This is a genomic window from Sorangium sp. So ce385, from assembly GCF_051474135.1.
Classification (GTDB): domain Bacteria; phylum Myxococcota_A; class Polyangia; order Polyangiales; family Polyangiaceae; genus Sorangium; species Sorangium cellulosum_D.
This window is the reverse complement of the sequence record NZ_CP150337.1, coordinates 3,487,662-3,507,684: the sequence shown is the minus strand read 5'-3', so window position 1 is coordinate 3,507,684 and position 20,023 is coordinate 3,487,662. Positions and strand designations below refer to the sequence as shown.

Annotated in this window: 18 protein-coding genes; 8 read left to right on the top strand and 10 right to left on the bottom strand. The window is 70.7% G+C overall.

The window, feature by feature from the left end:
* Positions 1-146 precede the first annotated feature (146 nt).
* Positions 147-1,097: an aldo/keto reductase gene (locus WME83_RS13130; protein ID WP_437319621.1), complete on the bottom strand. Its 951-nt coding sequence runs from the start codon at positions 1,095-1,097 to the stop codon at positions 147-149.
* 236 nt (positions 1,098-1,333) lie between these two features.
* On the opposite strand from WME83_RS13130, the gene WME83_RS13125 reads away from it, so the two are divergent.
* The gene (locus WME83_RS13125) at positions 1,334-2,140 is read left to right on the top strand and encodes a class I SAM-dependent methyltransferase (RefSeq protein WP_437319620.1); all 807 of its coding nucleotides are present in this window, start codon (positions 1,334-1,336) and stop codon (positions 2,138-2,140) included.
* A gap of 120 nt (positions 2,141-2,260) precedes the next feature.
* On the opposite strand, the gene WME83_RS13120 is transcribed toward WME83_RS13125, so the two are convergent.
* The 3 genes from WME83_RS13120 to WME83_RS13110 form a co-directional block, all read right to left on the bottom strand.
* The gene (locus WME83_RS13120) at positions 2,261-3,217 is read right to left on the bottom strand and encodes an NADP-dependent oxidoreductase (protein ID WP_437319619.1); all 957 of its coding nucleotides are present in this window, start codon (positions 3,215-3,217) and stop codon (positions 2,261-2,263) included.
* 112 nt (positions 3,218-3,329) lie between these two features.
* The gene (locus tag WME83_RS13115) at positions 3,330-3,914 is read right to left on the bottom strand and encodes a protoglobin domain-containing protein (RefSeq protein WP_437319618.1); all 585 of its coding nucleotides are present in this window, start codon (positions 3,912-3,914) and stop codon (positions 3,330-3,332) included.
* Positions 3,915-4,282: 368 nt separating this feature from the next.
* Positions 4,283-4,942 (bottom strand): MarR family winged helix-turn-helix transcriptional regulator, encoded by a 660-nt coding sequence (locus WME83_RS13110; RefSeq protein WP_437319617.1) that lies wholly within the window; start codon positions 4,940-4,942, stop codon positions 4,283-4,285.
* Positions 4,943-5,193: 251 nt separating this feature from the next.
* On the opposite strand from WME83_RS13110, the gene WME83_RS13105 reads away from it, so the two are divergent.
* Genes WME83_RS13105 through WME83_RS13095 form a run of 3 tightly spaced genes read left to right on the top strand, consistent with a single transcriptional unit; the run spans position 5,194 to position 8,221 of the window.
* Positions 5,194-5,448 (top strand): hypothetical protein, encoded by a 255-nt coding sequence (locus WME83_RS13105; protein ID WP_437319616.1) that lies wholly within the window; start codon positions 5,194-5,196, stop codon positions 5,446-5,448.
* Positions 5,449-5,470: 22 nt separating this feature from the next.
* Complete coding sequence (locus WME83_RS13100; RefSeq protein WP_437319615.1) at positions 5,471-7,228, top strand: hypothetical protein; 1,758 nt, start codon at positions 5,471-5,473, stop codon at positions 7,226-7,228.
* Positions 7,229-7,246: 18 nt separating this feature from the next.
* A complete protein-coding gene (locus WME83_RS13095; RefSeq protein WP_437319614.1) occupies positions 7,247-8,221 on the top strand; it encodes an alpha/beta hydrolase in 975 nt (324 codons plus the stop codon).
* A 72-nt stretch (positions 8,222-8,293) separates the two neighbouring features.
* Here WME83_RS13095 and WME83_RS13090 read toward each other — a convergent pair whose 3' ends face one another.
* Entirely contained in the window at positions 8,294-9,187 is an 894-nt protein-coding gene (locus WME83_RS13090; RefSeq protein ID WP_437319613.1) for an NAD-dependent epimerase/dehydratase family protein, read from the bottom strand.
* 104 nt (positions 9,188-9,291) lie between these two features.
* Here WME83_RS13090 and WME83_RS13085 point away from each other — a divergent pair, with 104 nt between their 5' ends.
* Positions 9,292-10,203 carry a LysR family transcriptional regulator gene (locus tag WME83_RS13085; RefSeq protein WP_437319612.1) on the top strand — a complete coding sequence of 304 codons (912 nt, stop codon included), beginning with the start codon at positions 9,292-9,294 and terminating at the stop codon, positions 10,201-10,203.
* A gap of 57 nt (positions 10,204-10,260) precedes the next feature.
* Here WME83_RS13085 and WME83_RS13080 read toward each other — a convergent pair whose 3' ends face one another.
* A complete protein-coding gene (locus tag WME83_RS13080; protein WP_437319611.1) occupies positions 10,261-11,328 on the bottom strand; it encodes an ABC transporter substrate-binding protein in 1,068 nt (355 codons plus the stop codon).
* 221 nt (positions 11,329-11,549) lie between these two features.
* The gene (locus WME83_RS13075; RefSeq protein ID WP_437319610.1) at positions 11,550-12,791 is read right to left on the bottom strand and encodes a methyltransferase; all 1,242 of its coding nucleotides are present in this window, start codon (positions 12,789-12,791) and stop codon (positions 11,550-11,552) included.
* 121 nt (positions 12,792-12,912) lie between these two features.
* Between WME83_RS13075 and WME83_RS13070 the strand changes: the two genes are divergently transcribed.
* The 3 genes from WME83_RS13070 to WME83_RS13060 all read left to right on the top strand — a co-directional run bounded on the left by WME83_RS13070 (position 12,913) and on the right by WME83_RS13060 (position 16,177).
* Positions 12,913-13,215, top strand: a complete 303-nt coding sequence (locus WME83_RS13070) for a hypothetical protein (RefSeq protein ID WP_437319609.1) — start codon at positions 12,913-12,915, stop codon at positions 13,213-13,215.
* 82 nt (positions 13,216-13,297) lie between these two features.
* Positions 13,298-14,134: a hypothetical protein gene (locus WME83_RS13065; RefSeq protein ID WP_437319608.1), complete on the top strand. Its 837-nt coding sequence runs from the start codon at positions 13,298-13,300 to the stop codon at positions 14,132-14,134.
* A gap of 348 nt (positions 14,135-14,482) precedes the next feature.
* Complete coding sequence (locus WME83_RS13060) at positions 14,483-16,177, top strand: DUF2334 domain-containing protein (protein WP_437319607.1); 1,695 nt, start codon at positions 14,483-14,485, stop codon at positions 16,175-16,177.
* Position 16,178: 1 nt separating this feature from the next.
* Here WME83_RS13060 and WME83_RS13055 read toward each other — a convergent pair whose 3' ends face one another.
* The 3 genes from WME83_RS13055 to WME83_RS13045 form a co-directional block, all read right to left on the bottom strand.
* Positions 16,179-17,222: a DUF4434 domain-containing protein gene (locus WME83_RS13055; RefSeq protein WP_437319606.1), complete on the bottom strand. Its 1,044-nt coding sequence runs from the start codon at positions 17,220-17,222 to the stop codon at positions 16,179-16,181.
* Positions 17,207-18,406, bottom strand: a complete 1,200-nt coding sequence (gene wecB, locus WME83_RS13050; protein ID WP_437319605.1) for a non-hydrolyzing UDP-N-acetylglucosamine 2-epimerase — start codon at positions 18,404-18,406, stop codon at positions 17,207-17,209. Before wecB ends, WME83_RS13055 begins: the two co-directional genes overlap by 16 nt.
* 131 nt (positions 18,407-18,537) lie before the next feature.
* Complete coding sequence (locus tag WME83_RS13045; protein WP_437319604.1) at positions 18,538-20,022, bottom strand: glycosyl transferase family protein; 1,485 nt, start codon at positions 20,020-20,022, stop codon at positions 18,538-18,540.
* Between the last annotated feature and the right edge of the window lies 1 nt (position 20,023).

Below are 20,023 nucleotides of genomic sequence, written 5' to 3'. Positions count from 1 at the left end.
TGTTCATCCGAGCCCCTGGGGGCCGACGCGGCACGGCCCCGCCAGCCGAGGTGCTGCTGGAGCAGCAACGGATGCGCATCGGGTGCTGCGGCAGCAGCGGCTCGCCCCGGGGGGCCTGCGGGGCGCCGGCGCAGCGGGCGGTGCGGTCACGCGCCCGGAGCGCCGGCCGGCGGCGGCGCCAGCCGATCGATCTCGTGCAGGTCGGCGTCGGTCAGCCGGAAGCCCACGGCGGCGGCGTTCGCGCGCACCTGCTCCGGCGACGTCGCGCCGGCGATCACGGAGGCCACCGCCGGCCGGCTGGCGAGCCACGAGAAGGCCAGCTCCAGCAGGGTGCGGCCCCGGGACGCCGCGTAGGCGCCGAGCGCCGCGGCGACCTGCCGGTTCCGGTCGGTGAGGAAGCGCGCGGTCAGCGGCGCGTCCGGCGCCGAGAGCCGGGCGCCGGCGGGCGCCGCGCCGTCGGCCCCGTACTTCCCGGAGAGCAGCCCGCTCGCCAGCGGGAAGTACGGCAAGAACGCGATCCCGCGGCGCTTGCTCTCCACCAGCACGTCCTGCTCGGGCTCGCGATGGAGCAGGCTGTACTCGTTCTGGACGCTCACGAAGCGCGCGCCCCCCGGGCGGACCGCCTCCTCGGCGCCGCGGATCTGCGCGGCCGAGAAGTTCGAGCTGCCGATCTCGCGCACCTTGCCGGCGCGCACGAGGGCGTCGAGCGCCTCCAGCGTGTCCTCGATCGGCGTTTCGGGGTCGGGGCGGTGCAGCTGGTAGAGGTCGATCCAGTCGGTGCCCAGCCGGCGCAGGCTGTCCTCCACGGCGCGCCGGATGTAGGCCGGCCGCGCGCCGCCCCTGCGCTCGTCGTCGAGCGGGACGCCGAACTTCGTCGCGAGGATCACCGAGCTCCGCCGGCCGCCGAGGGCCCGGCCGAGGAGCTCCTCGCTGCGCGTGCCGCCGTAGATGTCCGCCGTGTCGAAGAAGTTGATGCCCGCGTCGAGCGCCGCATCGACGACCGCCGCCGTCCGCTGCTCGTCGATGCGGCCGCCGAAGTTGTTGCACCCGAGGCCCACGACCGACACCTCGAGCGATCCGATCCGTCGCTTCTCCATCGGGTCGCGGGACTGCACGGCCTGTGCCGCCCGCGGCCGCGGCGGGCGCGGCGGCGGCCCTGGGGCCGGTCGATCGCCGGCGGCCGCTCTGGCCGCGGCGCAACAACAGGCCAGCAGCCCTGCTCGCCGGGCAGCACCAGCGGCGGCCGCGAGGCGGCGAACCGGAGGTGTGGTGTGGGGGATGGGCGGAGCGCGCGTGGTCGGCAGCCCGGCACGGCTTCTGCCTGGGCGCCGGCATGACCACCACCATCCGTCTCACGCTCGATACCCCGGAGCTCGCTCAGGCCTACGAGACCGGCAGCCACCGGCAGTTCAACCACGGCAAGCTCCTCATCGCGGCGCTGGGCGTGCGGCGGGGCCAGCGCGTGCTCGACGTCGGCGCGGGGACGGGCCGCCTGGCCGCGTACGTCGCGGAGATCGTCGGCTCGGAGGGCAGCGTGGTGGCGATCGATCCCCTGCCCCTGCGCGTGGACATCGCCCGGCAGAAGACGCGCGACAACCTCGCGACCGCGGTCGGGCGCGCCGAGGACCTCTCCGCCTTCGCCACGCACAGCTTCGACGTGGTGTACCTGAACAGCGTCCTCCACTGGCTGGACCAGGGCCAGAAGGAGCGCGCGCTCCGCGAGGCGGCGCGCGTGCTCAAGCCGGGCGGCAAGATCGGGTTCAGCACCGGATCGCGGGAGAAGCCGCACCAGCTCGACCCGATCCAGCGCAAGGTGCTGGCGGACCTCGGGAAAGAGGCGCAGGGCACGATCCCGCACAAGCTGACGGTCGACGAGGTCCGGGAGCTGCTCCAGCGCACGGGGTTCATCGTGGACACGGTGGAGATCCGCACGTTCGTCGACCACGCCGCCGATATCGACGAGATCTTGCGGCAGAGCGGGTCGGGCTCGTTCGGCAACCACCTCTCCCACCTGAGCTTCGACGAGAAGCGCGAGGTGCGCGACCGGCTCGCCAAGGAGCTCGAGGCGTGGCGCACGCCGCAGGGGATTCGGCTCGAGCGGAACCTCATTTTCGCGATCGCCCACACGGCGGGCAACTAGCCTGGGACGTCGAACCGGTTGAAACCCCGAGAAAATGAACCACAGAGGACACAGAGGAAGAGAGAGCTCAGAATCTTCTCTTCATCCCTCTGTGCCTCTGTGGTTCCAATCTCTCGGACCTCAGCGAGCAGGCGCCATTGCGAGGACGATCTTGCCACGCGGGCGGGGGCGGGCGCCTTCGAGCATCTCGTGCGCGCGGCGGACCTCGGCGAGCGGCAGCACGCCGCCGATGTCGACCGAGAGCTCGCCCGCGTCGAGCAGGGCGGCGATGCGATCGAGGTGGGCCGCCGTGACGTCGACGAGAAAGAAGCTTGCCCGCACGCCGCGACGGGCGGCCTCCTCCGGATCAGGGGTCGACACCGCCGAGACCAGGGTGCCACGTGGCTTGAGCACGGCGAAGGACCGCGCCTGGGTGTCGCCGCCGACGAGGTCGATGACGACATCGACGTCCTTGGCGGCATCCTCGAAGCGCTCGCTCCGGTAGTCCACGACGACGTCCGCCCCGAGGCTGCGGACGAAGTCGCGATCCCTGGCCGAGGCCGTCGCGATCACACGGGCGCCGGCGCGGCGCGCGAGCTGCACCGCGTACGCGCCGACGCTGCCGGCCGCGCCGTGCACGAGCACGGTCTGTCCGGCGTCGAGCTGGGCCTGATCGAACAGCGCTTGCCACGCCGTGACGGCGATGACCGGCACGGAGGCGGCCTGCACGTCGTCGAACCGGAGCGGTTTGCGCGTCACCCTGCACGCCTGCGCCACGGCATAGCCCGCCTGCGCGCCGGTGAAGCGCCCGTTGGTGACGCCAAAGACCGCTGCGCCCGGCGCGAGGCCGGTCACCTCGGGGCCGACCGCGGCCACGGTACCAGCGAGGTCCGAGCCGAGCGTCAGCGGCAACGGCTGGGGCAGCACGCTCTTGCCGGCACGGATCCAGGCGTCCCACGGCCCGACCCCGGCCGCCGCCACGCGGACCAGCACCTCGCCCGGGCCGGGCAGCGCGACCGGCACCTGTTCGAGGGTGATGACCTCGGGGCCGCCGAACCGGCGGACTCGAGCGGCGTCGGTCGCGCTGGGGAGCATCATCGTGAATATGGTGTGGACCTCGTACGCGTCGAGGGAGCGCGCCGCCGGGAGAGGTCGCGAGGGCAGCCGTGAACGGGCGCCCTCGCGCGCCCGTCACGAACGCGGCCAGCGGTCAGAAGTCACCCTCCTTCACGTAGGGGTAGCTCCACAGCGTCAGCTGCAGCAGGCAGGATTTGACCCACGCCGCGTGCATCCTCTCGACGTCCTCGGCGGAGTGGCCCTTCTTGGCGAGGAACGGCTTCAGGGTGAACGTCACCGGGAAGATGAGCGCGAAGAGGTTGCGAAACGGCACCAGGTCGGTCGACGGCGCCCCGTCCGTCTTGTTCTTTTTGATGCGGTGGTGGCGGAGGCCGATCTCGTGCTGGTAGTCGAGCCACTTCTGGTCGTACTCCGCGCGGGCCGTGTCGAGGATCCACTGGCCGAAGCGCTTGCGGACCCCGCCGAGGTAGTCGCCAAGCGGCTTTCCGTCGGCCTTGCCGGTGAAGGACGCGAGGAGGTGCGGGTTCGCGCCGACGAAGCCGTACCAGACGTCGAGGATCTGCTCGATGTGATCCTTCACGATGTCGTGTGAGAGGCGCAGGTATTTCACGTCCTCTTCCCCGAACAGGGCGCTCTTCTTCATGTCCTCGAAGTCGGCGGGCGAGACCGGGGACTTCGCGACGGCGGCAGTTCCAACCGTGTATCCATGGATGGTCATGATGGTCCACTCCTTTCGCGGGCAATACCCCGCGTTCATCCCGAGCGACGCGCTGGGGAAGTCGAAACGTTCGTCTCTCGTGCGCGTGCTCGTCTTGCCTCTTGCCTCTTCCGTCTCCCCTCTTCCCTCTTCCGTCTCCCGTCTTCCCTCTTTCGTGCACGTCCTTCGTGCGCGTGCGCGTGCGCGTGCGCGATTTTCCGAATGAAGCGCGCACGCGCACGCGCACGCGCACGAGAGACGTGCACGAGAGACGGGAGACGAGAGACGAGAGACGAGAGACGGGAGACGAGAGACGAGAGGCGGGAGACGAGCACGCGCACGCGCACGCGAGCCGGAAACGCCTACATCAAACCCGAGCGAAAACCGCTCTAATCAGGCTGAACGAAGCGCCGCCACGCGTCTTCGCGCTGCTGCTCTTCAGCCAGCTCGTGTTCACCGCAATCGATCCTCAAATGTCGACCCGCCATCGGCGCGTCGACGAAAGCACAGTGGTGGGGCAGCGCCCCTTCATGAGCGTTCGGCCGGAAGTACTTGCAGGTCACGCACATGCGGCTCACCGGGAGTTGCCCGCTGATCTGCAAGGTACGGATGATCTTCACGACCCCAGCCAGGAACGCCTCCTGCTCCGACGCCGAGAGCGCGCCCACCGCGGACACGATGGCGTCGGGCAACGTCGTCACCTTCTCCGCGAGCGCGCGCCCCTGGGGCGTGAGCTCGATCAGGCTCGCTCGCGGGTGGCGCGGGTCCGGGCGCTTGACGACAGCGCCCTTGTCGACGAGCGCTCGGACCGACTCGCTGACGGTCGCCAGGGTGACGCCCAGGCGATGCGATAGCTCGCTCCCGCTGAGCGACCCCTCGAGCGCGAGCGTCGCGAGGATCTGCCCCTGCGTGGGCGACAGGCCCTCGTGGCTCGCCTGCTCCCACGCCTGCAGCTTCATGGCGAGCCCCAGCTTTCGAAGCCCTACCGCGATGCGCCGATCGATCGGCTCCGAGTTCTCCTCGAAGAAGACCGGGAGCGAGCGACCCATGACCCTCATCTAACTTAGGAGTCCTAAGTTGTCAAGCGAGGCCTGCGGTGCTCCGCGCCGGGCTGCCCCCGAGGGAGCGCGCGGCGGGCGCCGCCGGATCCCGGCGTCAGATCGCGGGCACAGCGCGAGGTCGAAGCGCCGCGGTGACGGATCTGGACCCATCGGCATTTCGATTCTGGTGCCTCCCATGGGTCCAGATCGGCGCTATCTCCACCGCACCGCAAGCCGACCGCTGCGCGAAAGGAGAAACCATGAACGAGGATCTTCACTCGGCGGATCTCGACGAGACGCCGAGAGCACCGACGAACATCCGCCGCGCCTTGCCCATCGCGCTGGCGCTGCTCTGCGGCGCTTGCAGCAAGGAGCTGGGCGACGGGCCCTGGGCGGGCGCGGCGGGCGGCCCGACCCACCCGACCGGCTCGACGCGCGCCGGCGCGGCCCTCCAGCTTCCTTCCGCGGAGCCGCTCGTGATGCAGCGGGTTCAACAGCCCTCGCGCTCGCACTAGCGACATCAGACGCGCAGCTCGGATGAACACCACCTTCCAGAAACGCGCCAGCGCAGCCGGGCCCGCCCCGGACCGCCGCCCTTTCATCGCCTGGTGCCTCGCGATCCTCGCCGGCACCGCGGCGCTCTTCTCCCTGATCCATCGGTACGCCGCCGACTACCCCCTCGCCCTCGACATCACGAAGGGCGCGATCGCGTCCTCCGCCGCGCTGGCCCTCCTCTACGAGGCGCGCCGCGGACGACAGGGCCGGCCGATCGCCGAGCGGTGGAAGCAGCGCGCCGCCTTCGCGTTCTCGGCCGTGGCGGTCGTCGCCTACTTCGACGGCTTTCGCTTCGCCTACCCCTCCTTCTACCACCGCTGGGAGCACTATCATTACTACCTCGGGGCCAAGTACTTCCCCGAGATGGCCTACGACGACCTCTACAAGTGCACGGTCATCGCGCAGGACGAGCTCGGGGTCGTCACGTCTACGGACGAGCGCACCGGTCAGCCCATCACGATCGACATGAGCGCGGAGGTGCGCGAGCCGGACAAGAAGATCCGGAACCTCGGCGTGGATAACCTCTTGATCCCCGTGGGCGGGCTCCTGGAACACCCCGAGGCCTGCAAGGCGCGGTTCTCTCCCGAGCGCTGGGAGGCCTTCAAAGCGGACGTGCGGTTCTTCCGGACAGCCTCGGAGAAGGGCTACTGGGAGGACATGGCGAAGGACCACGGCTACAACCCGCCGCCGGTCTGGACGATCATGGGGCGCATCCTGGCCGAGCTTCATCCGGCCACGACAGGCTACCTCCAGCTCCTCGCCAGCTTCGACATCGCCTACCTGCTCGGGGTCTTCGCCGCCCTGTATTGGGCCTTCGGGTGGCGCGTCTGCGCGGTGGCGGTGATCTTCTGGGGGTGCCAGTCGCCGGCGCCGTTCTTCTGGACGGGCGGCGGCTTCCTCCGGAATGACTGGCTCTTCTTCCTCGTCCTCTCGGCCTGCCTGGTGCGCAAGCGGTACTTCAAGCTCGCCGGCGCGAGCATGGTCTACGCGGGCCTGCTCCGCATCTTCCCGGGCATCGCCGTCCTCGGGTGGCTCGCCGTCGCGGGGAGCTACCTCGTCCGGCACAAACGCATGGCTCCGTCCCACGTGCAGGTGCTGATCGGCGGCGTCCTGGCCGCGGCCGTGCTGATCCCCGTGAGCGTCGCGGTCGCTGGCAAGGACTCGTATCGGCAGTTTTACGAGCACACGCTCAAGGTGCACGACCAGACCCCGGTGACGAACCACATGGGCCTGCGGGTCCTCGTGGCCCACAGGTTCGGCGCAGGGGTCGAGTCCGGCAGGATGAAGTACACGAAGGACGTTACGCTCGCCGATCCCTTCGAGGTGTGGAAGCGAATGCGCAGCGAGCGTTATGCAAAACACCGAAGCGTCGCCTACGGCATCATCGCCGCGAGCTTCGCGTTCTTCGTCTATGTGGCTTGGCGGGTACGCTCGCTCTGGGTGGGGCAGTGCCTGGCACAGGTGTTCATCATCCTGCTGTCGCAGATCACCTGCTACTACTATGTGTTCATGATCTTGAGCGCCCCGCTCACCCGATTGAGGCGGCACCTCGAGATTCCTCTCCTCGGTCTGGCGGCGCTCAGCCAAGGCATCTGGAGGTGGACCTCCTGGAACGACGACAGGTACACGGTGCTCACCGTGGCGATGCTCGCGTTCTGCTATTTCCTGCTGTACACGTTCGCGAGGAGGGCGCCGCGCGGGAGGGCGCGCGTGCCGCTTCCCGCGCGCCCGAAGATGTAGTATTCAGAAGCCATGGACATGGCTCATCTCGCATCCGTCCTCTTGCCGGTGTGCACGAGCTTTCGGTACGCGGTCGCGCTCGCTCCCGGGGCGCCGGCGGACTACGAGGTCGCCGCCGAGCTCTGCGTGCCGCAGGACAGCCCGCGGGACACGGTGCTGCTCACCGTGCACGGCACCACGTACTCGAGCGTGTACTGGGATTTCCCGTACCAGCCGGAGCGCTACTCGTTCGTGCGCTACGCCAACGCGGCGGGCTACGCCACGCTGAACTTCGACCGCATCGGCACCGGAGACAGCGACCGACCGCCCTCCCTCCACGTCACACCGACCGCGCAGGCGTACGTCCATCATCAGCTCGCGGAGGCGCTCCGGAGCGGCGAGCTGGGGCACGCATGGAGCCGGGTGGTGCTCGTCGGCCACTCGCTGGGATCGATCATCTCGGTCCAGCAGGCCGCGACGTACCACGACGTGGACGGCCTGGTGGTCACGGGGTTCTTGCACACCTACGGCCCGGGCTTGCCGCAGCTGCTCCTGAACATTCATCCGGCCACGCTCGACCCGAGCTTCGCGGGCTCCGGCCTCGACCTCGGCTATCTGACGACGCGGCCGGGCACCCGCGGTCCGCTCTTTTATCACCTCCCGAACGCGGATCCGGCGGTGATCGCCCTGGACGAAGCGACCAAGGGGCTCGGCACGTCCGGCGAGCTCGCCGAGTTCGCGCTGGTCAACACCGCGCTCACGAGCCTCCAGGTCGACGCGCCGGTGCTCACCGTCGTGGGGCGGCACGACACGGTGTTCTGCGGGATCGCGCCGTGCGGCACCCTGCTCAGCGGAACCACGCTGGAGCCGGCCGCCTACGCGCCGGCCGCGGAGCTCGAGATCGTCGTCGTGCCCAACGCGGGGCACGATCTGAACCTCCAGATCAACGCGCCCACCGCGTACGCGGCGATCCGCGGATGGCTGGACGAGCGCTTCCCGCCGCTCGGGGACTAGAGGTCGCGCCTTCGCTACCGCCACGCCAAGTCTCCGGCCTGAAGTTCGATTTTCCCGGGAGCCAGGCGCGCGTCATCCTCGCGGCAGCTCGCTCGCAATCCAGTCGGTGATCGAGCGGTGCCGCGGACGCCAGCCGAGCTGCTCGACCGCGAACCGCCCCCGCACGCGGCTGTTTGAGCCGAGCGCAAACACCGCCAGCTCTCGACCCCACTCGGCAACGGCCTCCTCGGGTGACCAGGAGCGCGCCGCGCCGAGCCCGAGCCGCGCCGCGATGGCTCGCGCTACGTCGCCGAGCGCCGCCTCGCCGCTCTCGACGTACATGAGCGTGCCCGCCGGGGCCCGCTCCAGGGCCAGCACATACAGCGCGGCCACGTCCGCGATGTGCACGTTGGACCAGCGGTTCTGGCCGCGGCCGATGTAGCGCGCGACGCCCGAGGCCCGCGCCTGTCGCGCGAGCGCCGGCACTTGCACGCTCTCTGCCGCTGCTCCGAGCGCGTTGCCGTAAATCATCGTGTTGCACAGCACCACCGCGCGCACGCCCGGAGCGCCGAGCACGCGACTGTCGAGCGCCACGCGCGCGACCTTGTCCGGCGCGGGCTCGAACGGCGTGTCCTCATGGAAGATGCGATCCGACGGCTCACCCATGGCCTCGTCTGCCACGATGCTGCTGCCGCTCGTGTGCAGCAGCGGCTTGCCGGAGCCCGCGAGGCCCGTGATCAGCGCCTCCACCGCCCCGCGGTGGTCGCTGCTGGCCGCGTTCACGACGGCGTCGGCCGCTCGCGCCTCGGCCTCGAGCAGCTCGCCAGCATCGAGCGAGCCGATCACCGGCTCGATCCCGTGCTCTGCCACCGCTCGGGCCTTGGCCTCGTCCCGAACCAGCCCGCGCACCGCGTGCCCCTGCGCGACCAGCGCCGACGCCACCGCGCCTCCGATAAACCCGTTTGCTCCCGTGATGAAGATTCTCATGTCGAGCCTCCCGTCGCCCGTGCCTCTTCCCGCATCAAGCTAGACGCCGCCGGGGGCTCCGACTATCCCGGACGCGGACCAGCACTTGTGAACAGGGTTCACCAATGCCGCGACTGCTGATGGAACGTTCTGGAGAGCTTGAGGTGTTTCTGCGCGTGGCGCAGACGGGGGCGTTCTCGGCCGCCGCGCGCAGCCTCGATTTGACGCCATCCGCGGTCAGCAAGCTCATCGCCCGGCTTGAGGCGCGGCTCGGCGCGCGCCTGTTCGTGCGCACCACCCGCTCCGTGAAGCTCACCGAGGAGGGCGAGGCCTATCAGCGCGCGGGCCAGCGGATCATTGCCGAGCTGAACGAGGCCGAGCTGGCCGCGGCCTCCGGCGCCGTGCGCGGGCGCCTGCGCGTTACCGCGTCCATTCCCTTCGGCCGCATGTACGTGGCGCCGGCCATCGCCGGCTTCCTCGAGCGGCACCCGGGCGTCAGCGTCGAGCTCAGCTTGACGGACGACATCGTCAACCTGCTCGAGCAGAAGGCAGATGTGGCGGTGCGTATGGGCCCCCTCGCGGAGAACACCCTCGTCGCTCGCAAGTTGGGCCAGAGCCGCCGCGTGGTGTGCGCCGCGCCGCGCTACCTCGATCGCCACGGCACCCCCGCCCACCCGAGCGAGCTGCGGCAGCACGACTGCCTAACATTCACGTTCCGGCGCTCGCGCGTTGGCTGGCCCTTCGTGGTCGGCGGGCGCGAGTTGGAGCAGCGCGTCTCGGGCAAGCTCCAGGTCAACAACGGGGAGACCATGCGGCAGATGGCGCTGGCCGGCGTCGGCATCGCTCGGCTCGGCCTCTTTCACGTGGCCGCAGACCTCGAGGCGGGCGCGCTCGTGCCGCTGCTCGAGCCGTACAACCCGGGCGATCTGGAGCTGATCAGCGCGGTCTACGTCGGCGGTGGTCAGGTGCCGCGGCGCGTACGCGCCTTCATCGACCACATGCTGGAGGTGCTGGCGCGCTCGCCCGGCTTCGCCTGAATCACCCCGCTGGGCGCTGTGGCGCGGCGGCGCCGTCCACGATGCGCCCGCGCGCGGTCACCCCTTCGGCTTGCCGTTCGCGTCCCACTCCGCCCAGAAGCGCTCCAGGCCGAGGTCCTTCAGCGCGCGGTTCAGGAACCGACGATCGGTCCAGGGCTCGACGTCGAAGGTGTTCCGGATCAGGCCGAACTTCTTCGAGTCGGCGACCGCCGACTTGTACCGGGCGATGACGTACTCGTCGAGCAGCGGGCTCGCGTTCTGCTTCATGTCCTCGCCCTGCTGCGCTTCCTTGTAGTTCGCGTAGGGCGTGCCCGACTTCGACCACAGCTGGAAGACCTGATTGCGGTTCTTCTCGTCCGCGACCCACGCCGACGACTTCACCGCCAGCGTGATGATGCGCTGCACGATCTCGGGGTGCTCGTTGATGAAGTCCTCCCGCGCGATGATGCCCGAATTGCTCGGGTAGGTCGGCGAGTCGCCCTTCGTCGTGTAGACGACCTTCGCGATGCCCTGATCGCGCAGCGAAAGAAAGTCCGTGCCGCCGAACGCCGCGTCGATGTCCTTCGTGGCCAGCGCCGCCTTCGACGTGGACGTGTCCATGTTGATGGAGCGAATGTCCTTCTCGCTCAGCCCGTGACCCTCGAGGATCCGGTTCGCGGACAGCTGCGTCGCCGTGCCCTTGGCGAAGGCCACCTTCTTGCCACGCAGATCCTTGACCCCGTTGATCGGCGAGTCGGAGGGCACCACCAGATAGGCGTGGCCGCGCCGGCTGGCGCTGCCCAAAAGCCGCGTCTTGAGGCCGCTCGCCCGACCCACCACCGACGGCAGGTGCCCGTGCGTCCAGATGTCGAGCAGGTTGTTCGCCACCGCCTCGTTCACGGCCGGACCGGCGCCGCGGAAGAAGTTCCACTTCACCTCGATGCCATCCTTCTTGAACTCCTCGACGAGGCTCCCCTGAAGGTGCAAGAGGGAGAAGAAGCTGCCCCCCGTGACGGGGCGATTGCCCACGCCCACGCCCGGCACGCCGACGCGGATCACACTCGGCCCAGCAGCACGGGCCCTGCCTGCGAGGAGCGCTCCGGACACCGCCGCCGCAGCGCCCCCCAAGAACTGACGTCTATCCATGGCGCGCTGATGTGCACCGGACATGCCATTCGCTGAACACCCCTGAAATCAGCGCTCCGGCGCGCCACGCTGCTTCCAGGGGAGCACCCGATCCGCAACGATGCTGGCGGGCGGTCCATCCCGCAGGCCGGCCGGGGAGCCGCGCCTGGCGCGCGCGCCGGCGCCGCGCCCGGCCGCGCGCGCCCCGCTCGCCGCTCTCCGCCGGTCCGGGCGTCGCGGCCTCAGCCGCCGAGCCCCCCCGGCCGCGCGCTCGCGAAAACGGCGACGTTCCGCGGCGTCACCTCGGGATCGAAGACGATCGCCGCCTCGACCTCGTGCCCCTGCTCGCCGAGCGCCATCGCGCGGTCGAGCGAGACCGCGACCTCCGTGAGGCGGGCCAGGAGAGAGCGCGGCAGCGTGAGCCGGCGCATCCGGCCGAACGCCGCGCGCGCCGCGCGCTCGCGCTCGCGGAGCTCGGCCTCGGTCGCCGGCGGGAGGCCCCGCAGCGCGAGCGCCCGCGCCGCGAGCTCGCGCAGCCCGCCGTGCGCGCGCCGCCGGTTGATCCCGCGCATCTCCTCGCCGAGGGCGACGTCGAGCCCGCGGCCGCGGAGCAGCGAGAGCAGCGCGTGCCGCCGCTCGCGCGCCGCGAGCTCCTCGTCCAGGCTGGCCTCGACCCCCGCGCGCCGCGCGGTGAGGTTGGTGAGGCCCAGCGCCTCGCGCCGGAGGACGAGCCCCGCCGCCCGCGCCGCCGCCGACAGCGGGGCGCGCGCCGGCGCGCCGATCTTCTGCAAGCAGCACGAGACGAGCGCGAGGTCGCAGCGCGCCGCCGCCGCCGCGATCACCATGCGATCGCCGAGCTCCCCGCACGCGTGCAGGCCGACCGGCAGGTCGTCCGGCGCGAACGCGAGCGCCTCCTGGAAGGCGTCGAACGCGACGAAGCGGGCCCGGCCGCCGGCGGCCAGCGCCGAGGCCGTCGCGACGCGGTCGGGCTCGCGCTCGAGGCCGATCGCCTCACGGTCGAAGCGCGCGGCGGCGAGGCGGGTGAAGTGCCCGTGCCCCGCGCCCACGTCGACGAGGCGGCGGGCGCGGGCGGCCATCGGCGCCACCGCGCCGAGCAGCGCCTCGAGCTGGAGCCGCTTGCGCGCCGGCACCGCCCGGAGCTCGTCCAGCGACGCCGGCGGGAGCGGCTGGACCGGCCGCCGCGGCAACGTAGCGGCCTCGTCCGCGGCGCGCGCCAGGGCCGCGAGGCTCGCCGGCGCGCCGCCGAGCCCGGCGATGCACGCCGCGAGCCCGTCGCCCTCGCAGCGGGCGAGATCGGCGTCCGTGAGCGAGAGGAGGAAGCCCGTCCAGCCCCGCGCCTCGCACCAGGCCGGCGGCGCGCCCTCGTCGACGCGCGCCTCGACGATGTCGAGCGCCGGCACCAGCACCTCGAGGGCGCGCGCGAGGCGCTGGGCGACGGTGGGCGGCCTGGGCGACGGGGACATGCGCGAACCGGAGCGGGGCGAGCAGTACCGGATCCGCGCGGCGCGAGGAAGGCGCCTGTCGCGGGCGCCGCCGGGCCGGCGGGGGGCTTGCGGCCGGGCACCCCCGCGCCATGAGAGACGCATGGAGAACCAGAACAAGCAGCGCACAGCGGGCACGGATCAGCGGCAACAGCACGTCGATGAGCGCACGCAGCGGCGCGCCGGCGAGGCGCACCACGGCGGCAAGAGCTCGCAGGAGAGCGCGGAGGCGTACCAGGAGGGCGAGAACCCCGGCGGGACGCACCAGGGCGGCGACACCGAGGGCGCCGTGGGCGCGACGCACGGCCACGGCGACTTCGGCGGCAAGGGCGCGACCGGCGGCGACGAGGGCGAGGGCAGGCCGAACCCCTACGAGGACATCGGCGTGAAGAAGGGGCGGGACTGACCCCGCCCGGCCGAGCGCGCGGCCGGAGCCATCCGGCGGGCGCGGTCTCCTGCCCGGCGGCGCATGGTAGCGTGGGGGCGCCATGCGCCTGCTTGCCCTCGCGTCTCTCTGCCTCTGGACGTGCGGTTGCGCTCCAGCCCTCTCCACGTTCCAGCCCGCCCACGTGGCCGACAAGGGCCATGTCCAGGCCGAGCTCGGGCTCGACGTCTCGATTCCGACCGGCACCATCGCCTCGCTCATCGACGCCGGCGTCGTGCTGGCGGACGTCGCGGAGTCCCGCGAGCTGTCCGAGCGCGAGCGGCAGACGCTCTTCGAGGCGGGCGGCGCGCTCACGCTGAACCCGCCCTCGGCGACGCCGCACCTCGGGATCGGCTACACCGCGCTCGACCGCTGGGAGCTCAACCTCCGCTATACCGGCAGCGCGCTTCGCCTGGGCACCCGCTACCAGCTCCTGAAGCGCGACAAGGCCGGCGTCGACTTGACGGTCGGCGCCGGCGTCGGGCGTTACGTATTCGGGTTTCCTGTCGTGAGCGTCCTCGACATCGTCGAGCTCGAGGACTTCACCCGGTGGCAGATCGATCTGCCGATCCAGGTCGGGACGGCGGGCACGTGGTACCGGGTCTGGGGCGGCCCTCGCCTCATGCTCACGACGTTCGACGCCGGCCTCACCGTGAACCTGCCCGCCGTCACCGGATACCCGGGCGAGGTCGACGTCGCCTCGCTCTCCGGCGTCGGGCTCTACGTGGGCGGCCAGGCCGGCGTCGCGTTCGGCTACAAGCACGTGTTCTTGGGCGTCGAGCTCACGCTCGCGGAGATCTTCACGGGCGGCGAGCTCTCCGTGCTCGGGAAGCGGGCGGCCGCGGTGGATCTCGACAGCTTCATCATCTACCCGGCGGTGGGGCTGATGGTCGAGTTCTAGAGCGGATTTCTGCTGAACTGGCGCGCTGTCCTCCAGGAAGCCCGCGCTCCTGGGGAGTGGCCCGCGACGAGCCGGCGCGCGCAAGCGCCGTATCGACCAAAGACAGAACGAGCACGCCCTCGGCGAGCGCGCCGCGCCCGGGGGATGAGCGCCGCTCTGCGCAGCGCACGTCTCCAACGCTCGCGGGACGAGAAATGAGCCCACAACGAACCTGCCGCCGGGCGCAGACGACAACATCAAATCTTCCTTGCGTGAACCGCCATGTACGAGCATCCATTCGCGGGAGGATGTATCAATATGAAGATTCGCGGTCTAAGCAGAAATTACACCCGCGCTTGCGTGCTGTACATGTCCCTCGTCGCAGGGTGCGCCACCGTCGATGAGCCGGAACGTCAGACCGGTGCAGCGCGGACGGCGTTCAGCGCGCATCACCACGGCACGCACGAGCAGCGCAGCGAGCGACTCAACCCCTTCCCCTTCGACAACGGCACGGGCCGCCGCCCATCGGCCCCGCGCAGCAGGCCGGCGCCGCGGCCCCTCGCGGAGCGCAGCGCGCTGCGCGCAGGCGTCACGTCCGCGCCCGCCGCCACGCGCGCGCTCGTGCTTTATGACCAGGCCGGCGATTGGGCGTGGCTCGGTCAGTTCTACGCCGTCGCCGCGGGCAACCTCGCGAGCCACTTCGGCGGCTGGGATCCGATGCCCGTGTCGAGCTACCAGGCAGGCGACATGAACGCGTACTCGGCGGTGATCTACGTGGGGTCGACCTACGACGAGCCGCTCCCCGGCGCGTTCCTCGACGATGTCCTCCTGGAAAAGACGCCCGTCGTATGGCTCAACCACAACATCTGGCAGCTCTCGAGCCGCGTCACCGACTTCTGGACGAGGTACGGCTTCCAGCCGTGGATCTTCGAGACCGCGGCCGTCGGCGAGGTGCTCTACAAGGGGTCGCGCCTCACGCGTTACACGATGAACGGCGCCGGCGTCATGACGTACAGCGGCGAATTCGGCGCGCAGGTGAGCGTCCTCGCGCAGGCGGTTCGCTCGGACGGCGTCACCTTCCCGTGGGCGCTCCGCTCGAAGAACTTGACCTACATCGGCGAGATTCCGTTCAGCTACATCTCCGAGACGGATCGCTACCTCGTCTTCTGCGATCTTCTGTTCGACGTCCTCGCTCCGACCACGCCGGAGCGCCACCGCGCGCTCGTCCGCATCGAGGACGTGGACCCGACCGTCGAGCCCCATCAGCTCATCGCCATCGCGAACTACCTGTCGAGCGAGCGCGTCCCCTTCAGCATCGCCACCATTCCGATGTTCGTCGATGCGCTCGGCGCGTACTCCGGCGGCGTGCCCGAGACGGTGCGGCTGCGCGACGAGAGTGCGGTGGTGAAGGCCCTGAAGCACATGATCACGCGAGGAGGAGAGCTCATCATGCACGGCTACACCCATCAGTACGGGGCGCGCCCGAACCCCTACTCGGGCGTGAGCGCCGACGATTTCGAGTTCTGGCTCAGCCATATCGACGCCGACGATTACGTGATCTACGACGGCCCCGTCCCCGAGGACTCGGCGGCCTGGGCCCTCGGCCGCATCGAGGAGTCGTACGGGGAGCTCAGCGCCGCCGGTCTGCCCATGCCGACCATCTTCGAATACCCGCACTACGCGGGCTCCGCCGTCGACTCGCGGGCCATCGCCCAGCGGTTCTCCACGGCGTACCACCGGGGGCTGTACTTCGGAGGCGCCCTCGGGGGCGGGGCGGACGATCACAGCCGCATGCTCGGCCAGTTCTTCCCCTACGTCGTCCGCGACACCTACGGCTGGCAGGTCATCCCCGAGAACCTGGGCTCTTACGAGCCCGAGCCCTACAACCACCATCCGGCGAGGCTCCCGGCAGACCTCATCGCGGGCGCGCGCGCCAACCTCGTCGTCAGGGACGGCGTGGCCAGCTTCTACTTCCACCCGTTCCTGGAGGTCGACGCGCTCCGGGAGATCGTGCAGGGGATCAAGGCCGCCGGGTACACCTTCGTGCGCCCGCGGGATCTCTGAGTCAGCGAACAGCGCCGCCGCCCCCTCGCTCGCGGCACCACGCCGCATAACCGTCGAAGAGGCGGGCGGCGGCGGCGCCGCGCTCGGGGTTCATGTAATCGAGCACGGAGAAGGCCACGAGCCGCGCCCCGGCGGCTCGCTCGAGCGCGGTGCTCCGGAGGACCGTGGCGAGCTCCGCCGGCACGGCCTCGAACGGCAGGTCGTCGCGCGGCGGCCCGTGGACCTGACGGAACAGCTCGACCGTGGACCACAGCTCGACGCCGCGCGCGCGGGTCACCGGGCGCAGGGCCGCGAGCATGCGGCTCGCCGCCTCGGCGCTCCCGTGGCCGCTGCCGACTCCGTCCTGCAGCATGAGCACGTCGACCGGGCGATCCGAGAGGAGCTCCTCCCACCACCGCGCGTGCTCCTCCGGGCCGAGCGTCCCCGTGAAGAACGGCGATATCGCGACAGGGCGGCCTGGGCTCAACCGCCGGAGCTCGCGCGCCGCGCGGGAGAGGAAGCGCCGGATGCTGCGGGTGCGCTCCGCGGAGGACCAGGTCGCGTCGTCGATCTCCTGCGGCAAGTACCAGCCCGCGCACGCGGGCGCCGCGGCGCACGCCCGCGCGAGGTCCGCGGCCGCGTCCGGCCGATCCAGCGGCGGCGGCAGGGCGCTATCGACGGAGAACCCCTTCGGCCAGCGTGGATCCAGGTAGAGGCCCAGGAGCACGCGCATCCCGAGCGGCTCCGCCGCCCGGAGGAGCGCGCGCACCGGCTCCTTCCCCGGCAATCGGCCGTCGAAGGGGCCAAGCTCGTCGCCGCTGTACTGGAGCACGATGCTCGTGACGCCGAGCGGCTGGAACCGGACGAGCGCGCGCGTCCACTCGGCGACGCCGTAGCCGAGCTCCCGCTCGCTGATCTGGATGAACGTCGACTCGAACCCCCCGGGGCAGGCGCGCTGAGGATGGCGCGCCCACGCCCCGTTGCACGAGGACGTCAGGCTCAGGCAGACGCCTATCGCCGCCGTCCGGGAGAAGATCGTCAGGCTTTTGCTCAGAGCAGATTCCACGGTTGCGCCGCGGGGCTGCTGGCGGTGCGCCCGCGCCGCTTCTCGCGCGGCGCCGCGTCGAGCCCCGACATCGTCTCGAGGAGCTCGGCGATGCGCCACGCGGCCGCCCCATCTCCGTATGGATTGATGCCGCTGGCCATCGCCCGATAGCGCTCGGGCTGCGTCAGGAGCGCCATGGTCTCCTCGTAGATGCGCTCCTCGGCCGTCCCGACCAGGCGCGCCACGCCCGCCTCGATTCCCTCCGGGCGCTCCGTGACGTCCCGCATGACGAGCAGCGGCTTGGCGAACGTCGGCGCCTCTTCCTGCACACCTCCGGAGTCCGTCATCACGAGGTGCGCGCGATCCATGAGGGAGACGAACTGCACGTAAGAAACGGGCTCGAGCAGGGCGATGCGCTCGTGATGCCCGAGCATGTTGCGGACGGGGCCGGCGACGTTGGGGTTCATGTGCACCGGATAGACGATGCAGGCATCCGGCACGTCGCGGGCGACGCGGAGCAGGGCCCGGCAGATGCCCTTGAGCGCGTCCCCGAAGCTCTCCCGCCTGTGCGCCGTCACCAGGATCATCCTCCGCCCGGCGAGCCGCTCCGGCGAGAAACCTGGTATCTCGGGAGGGCTCCGGCGCACGAGCTCTCGCGTGGCGAGCAGCGCGTCCACGACCGTGTTGCCGGTGTTGAACACCCTGTCCGGGTCGAACCCCTCGCGGAGCAAGAGCTGGCGCGCGGGCTCGGTCGGCGCGAAGAGCACGTCCGACAGCTGATCGATCATCCTGCGGTTGATCTCCTCGGGGAACGGCGCGTAGCGCTCTCCCGAGCGGAGCCCCGCCTCGACGTGCGCGACGGGGAGCTTCCCGTAGAAGCCCGCGAGCGCGGCGGCGAACGCCGTCGTCGTGTCCCCCTGGACGACCACCCACGCTGGACGGCGCTCCTGCAAGACATGCCGGAGGCGATCGAGCGCCCGCGTGGTGATGTCGTGCAGCGTCTGCTTCGGGCTCATGATGCCGAGGTCGATGTCGGGCCGCAGGCCGAACGTGCCCAGAGCCTGATCCAGCATCTGCCGGTGCTGACCGGTCGAGATGATCAGCGGCGCGAACGCCCCGCTCCGCGACAGCCGCTGCACGAGCGGCGCGAGCTTGATGGCCTCCGGGCGTGTGCCCACGACGATCGCAACACTTCGCCTATCCATGTTTCCCCCTCTGACAATGTGGCTTTCACCGTCTCCACGCGCGGGGCAGCGGGCCCCGCGCTCCTGGAGCGGCGCTTCGATCGTGATGGCTTCATGGCCGCCGCCTCGAGGCGCGCGGCCGTGAGTCTCCGTCACCGCGCGTCGTCGAGCTGGCCCGGACCGAGCGCCTGCTCCTTGAGGACGAGCGGCTCGCGCTCGGGCTGCCGCTCCCGCAGCGCGTCGGGGCACGGGAAGACGTGGGCCGTCTTGAGCCACCGGAGCGGCTTTCCGGTGATCCGGTGGTTGACGTACTGCACGACGGCGCGGCCCATCGCCGCGACGCTGATCACGTTGCCGACCGCCATCCGCGGGAAGCTGAGCAGCGCGTGCCCCGCGCCGTACAGCCTGAAGACGAGCCAGCCCTTCATCCACGCGCGCCAGACGAGCATGGCCAGGTTGAACCACAGGATCCACTGGAGCGCCGAGCCCTCCGGGCAGATCTGGGCGAAGCTCCACGACGCCGCGGTCGCGAGCGCGACGCTGCTGCGGACCGCCGCGTACGCCGCGAGCGCATAGGCGAGCACGAGCAGGAGGTTCGTCATGAGCGCCTTGCGATCGCGGAACAGGCAATACAGGACCGGGAGCGGCCCTCTCCAGCCGAGCTGCTCCCACGTCTGCAGCGTGATGCCGAGGATCCACCGCGACCGCTGGCGGATCGAGGCGCTGAACCCGTCCGGGAAGAACTCCCGCGTGGCGATGTACTCTTCCCTCCCCGCCGCGGCGGGATCGTCGCCCACGACGGTGCGGCACGCGAAGCACACCTTCTTGCCAGCCAGCCGGAACTTGAGGCCGAGCTCGTAGTCCTCGGTGACGCTCTCCGTGTTGAAAGCCCGCTGCGCGTGGGAGACCGCGATGTCCTCGAAGGCATCCCGGGCGAAGGCGCTGCCCACGCCGGCCGAAGGCACGAGGCCGCCGATCGCCTGGCGGACGAGCATCTCCTTTTGGTGATGCTCCGCGAACTCGTCGATGTACGTGCCCGAGACGAGCGCGCGCAGCGGGATGCCGAGAGAGAAGACCGGCGTCTGCACGAAGTCGTAGCCCGGGATCAAGAGCGAGTAAAGCCTCAGCGACAGCGGGTGGATCAGATCCTCCGCGTCGTGCATGAGGAGGATGTCGAACCGCCGTCCGCGGCGCTGCTCCTCGAGGATGACGCCTTGATAGACCCAGTTGAGGCAATCTGCCTTCGACGTCGGGCCGTCGTGGGGCACCACGACCTTGTGGATGTTCGGCGCCCGCCGCACGACGGCGTCGACCCGCGCCTGGGTCTCGGGATCGTTGCTGTAGGTCCCGCAGAAGATATGATAGCTGTCTCGGTCGTAATCGAGCGTCGACAGGTTGTGGTCGAGCATCTCCTCGATCACCTCCGCCTCGTGCCACGCCGGGACGAGGATGGCGACGCGCTTCTGCTCGACGGACCGGAGCGCCTCGATCGGCACGGCCCGCTGCGCGCGCCGATGCAGGCCGCGCGCCAGGTAATTGACGTCGACGAACAGCTCGTCGAGCTGATTCGCGAGGATGGCGCCGCCGGCCGTGTAGGCCACCGCGCGGATGCCGAGATCGAGCGCCTCGAGGATCACG